Origin of the sequence: Streptomyces sp. 13-12-16 (assembly GCF_002114215.1) — a bacterium.
Classification (GTDB): Bacteria; Actinomycetota; Actinomycetes; order Streptomycetales; family Streptomycetaceae; genus Streptomyces.
On the sequence record NZ_NCTE01000533.1, the window covers coordinates 14,043 to 16,918 of the forward strand.

Annotated in this window: 3 protein-coding genes and 1 pseudogene; 2 read left to right on the forward strand and 2 right to left on the reverse strand. The window is 68.9% G+C overall.

Going from position 1 to position 2,876, the window contains the following annotated elements; translation table 11 throughout:
- Window positions 1–133: 133 nt before the first annotated feature.
- Window positions 134–466 (forward strand): ribosomal protein L7/L12, encoded by a 333-nt coding sequence (locus tag B7767_RS21585; RefSeq protein ID WP_085573653.1) that lies wholly within the window; start codon window positions 134–136, stop codon window positions 464–466.
- Window positions 467–904: 438 nt separating this feature from the next.
- Window positions 905–1,012, forward strand: a pseudogene (locus B7767_RS21590) (DUF3117 domain-containing protein); the annotation flags it as partial.
- A 246-nt stretch (window positions 1,013–1,258) separates the two neighbouring features.
- Here the strand turns inward: B7767_RS21590 and B7767_RS21595 are convergent.
- Together B7767_RS21595 and B7767_RS21600 are read right to left on the reverse strand one after the other, a co-directional pair.
- On the reverse strand, window positions 1,259–1,849 hold the full coding sequence (locus B7767_RS21595) for an SMI1/KNR4 family protein (protein WP_085573654.1): 591 nt from the start codon (window positions 1,847–1,849) through the stop codon (window positions 1,259–1,261).
- A gap of 187 nt (window positions 1,850–2,036) precedes the next feature.
- The coding region (locus B7767_RS21600) for an MFS transporter (RefSeq protein ID WP_085573655.1) at window positions 2,037–2,876 on the reverse strand (840 nt) is incomplete at its 5' end.

A 2,876-nucleotide genomic window follows, 5' to 3' on the forward strand; every position in this document is an offset into this window, starting at 1 on the left:
CCATGCGAACGGACAGACCCGCCATCGCCCACCAGGCCGCACCCCACCTTGCCGCCGCCCTCGTCCTGGCTCGGCGGTAGCGGCTGCGGGGGTGATTCACTTGCCGAACAGCTCGAGGCTGCCGGGAGGGTGTGTGGAGGAGCCAGGATTTCGAGTCCTGCTGACGGAGTCAGGGGACCGGAGGACGGAGGCGATCCGTGTGATCCGGACGGTCACCGGCCTCAGCCTTTGGAACAGCAAGCTCCTGCTGGACAGTGCGCCCGTAGCGGTCACAGAACCCGACTGGCTCGAAGCCGCCCAGGAAGCAGCCGGTGTCCTTGAGGCCGCGGGTGCCCACGCAGCAGTGGTCTGCGACTGGTGCGACCGCACCGTCACGCGAGGGACCGATCCGCTCGACCCGGCTCCGTGCAGTGGGCCTTGGCCTCCCGAGGCCTGTCGGGCGAGTTGCCCGCCTTCAACCGACTGAGCACAGCGGCTGACGACGGACACTGTGGCGAGATTCGCTGGGCCTGGCCGTCAAGCCGGCTCACACGGTCGTCCGGTCGACACCCGGTTCGGGGAGGAGGATGGGTGGAGCGGCGCCTTTCCGATCAGTCCGGCGTCACAGCCGTACGTCCGCTGTCGCGCTGTGGCCGGAGGAACCGCTCTCAGAGCGCTGGCGCGGCGACTTGCCCCCGTGCTTCTGCGGCGCCCTTCGGTCATCGCGAGGGAGGACACCCCTCATGGCCCGGCGCATCCGACGCAATGCCGTCATCTCGCTCGTCGTCCCATCGTTCGTCCTGGGAGCCACGGCCGTCCTGACGCCCGCCGCCACTGCGACACCCGCTCCGGGGACGTACGCGGTCAGGACCGAGGGCAACGGGCCGGGGGTGACGACCAATGGTTCCGGCCGGGAACCCGACCAGGCACCGTCATGCGCATACCGCTCGAAGGCGGCGGTCGACTGGTGGTCGAACTGACCCCGGACGAGGCCGGTGTTCTCGCCACCACGCTCACGGACATCGGCGGCTGATGTCGTTGATCAGTGAACGCTTCTCATCCCGTGGTTCGCGGGTGATGACGGCTGGTGGTCAGGGGCCGTGACGCGGCAGGGCCCCTGATCGTTCCGGCTGGTGGTCTCACCCGCCAACGTACCGAAACGGAGCGCCTGTTGGTCCCGCATGAGCCATGCTCGACGTCTCGTACAAGGCCGGTGAGCACGTTTTCTGGCGCATCTGCGCCCGAAGGTGTGAGCCGACGCTGACCACAAAGCCAAAACCTATCGGTGAACAACAGGACTTGGTGGAACGGATGGTCCCCAGCCCGGCGGCAGGAGTGCCCAGGAGCCGTGGTCCAACCACTCGCCGAACCGAACGGGCCGGGCGCCGCCGAGGTGGTCCAAGGACAGCGGGACGATCCGGTCGCAGGTAGCCCGTCCGTCCCACCAGACCGTGCCGGCCAGAGAGCCGGTCAGGGCCAACAAGGTGGAGAAGCCGCAGCCGTGCTCCTGGATGACGACCGCGCCGGCCGTCTTCAGATCCTCGAACCTGTCGGCCTCGTCGTCCCAGGCAGACCGAGCCTCCCGGTACGCGGCGTCGTCCTCGAACGCCTCGGCCTGTGGTTCACGCGCCATCAGTTCGTCGTCGGCCTCGGCGTAGGAGTCGGGATGGGGAAAGGGAGCAACCAGCAGCTCGCGCCGCCCCTCGTCGTTCCCGGCCCACCACCAACCACGTCCGGTCCGCTCGAGCCGGAAGAGCGCCCCGCCTGCGCTCACCTCGCGCAGATACGCTCGGTATTCCTCCGGGAAGGACACTCCGAGTTCCCGTTCGGCCTCGGCGATCTCGGCTTCGGTGAGGGGCGGCTCCGTCATGGGACGAGCCTAAGCCGTGCCGTGCAGACCATCAGCCCGCTCATACGAATCCCACGCGACCGATTCCAAGCTTCAACGCCTTCGTCCGGACAAGGCGTACGACATCCCTCACCTGCGGCGATGGCCATGGGCAAGCACATCGGCGTCCGCATCGCCCGCGAGGGAGTCGAGCACGGTCTTGGTGATTTCAGCCGGAGTCCGGCCGGGTCAGGCGCCGGGTGAGGTGAGCCCCTACGGCAACGACCATGAGCGTTGCGGTGATGCCGCCGAGCACCATGACGGTGGACGGGGAGGAGCGGTCCACGATCACGCCTCCCACCAGCGCGCCGATGGAGATCGTCGCCTGGAAGGACGCGGTGAACAGCACCGAGGCCGCTTCGGGTGAGGCGGGGGACGCCTTGGCGAACCACGTCTGGGAGGAGACGGGGACGGCCCCGTAGGCGACGCCCCAGACGATCAGCAGGATCAGCGCGCCGGCCTCCCAGCGGCCCAGCACGGGCAGCAGCAGGGTGGCGGCCGCGATCAGAGCGGCTGCAAGGCCGAAGGCGGTGCGGGGCCGGCGGGAGACGATCGCGCCGCCCAGGAAGTTCCCGGCGATACCCGCGGCACCGTAGACCAGCAGGAAGACCGTGATCATGCCGGAGCTGACCTGGGTGACCTGCTCCAGGAAGGGGGTGACGTAGGTGTACGTGCCGAAGTGGGCCAGCACGACCAGGAAGGTCAGCAGCAGCGCGAACCGGGTGTTTGCGCTGCTCATCATGGTGCGCAGCACGCTCAGGCGGGTCACCTGCGTCGGCGGCAGCGGCGGCACGACGAGCATGAGCAGGATCAGCACACCGACGGTCAGGACGCCCATGACCACGAAGGCCGTGCGCCAGTCGGCCATGTCTCCGATGAAGGTGCCGGCCGGGACGCCGAGCACCGAGCCCAGCGGTACGGCGGAGAAGATCACTGCCGTGGCCCGGCCGACTGACTCGGCGGGCACCAGGCGTTCGGCCAGGCCGGCGCCGATCGACCAGAAACCGCC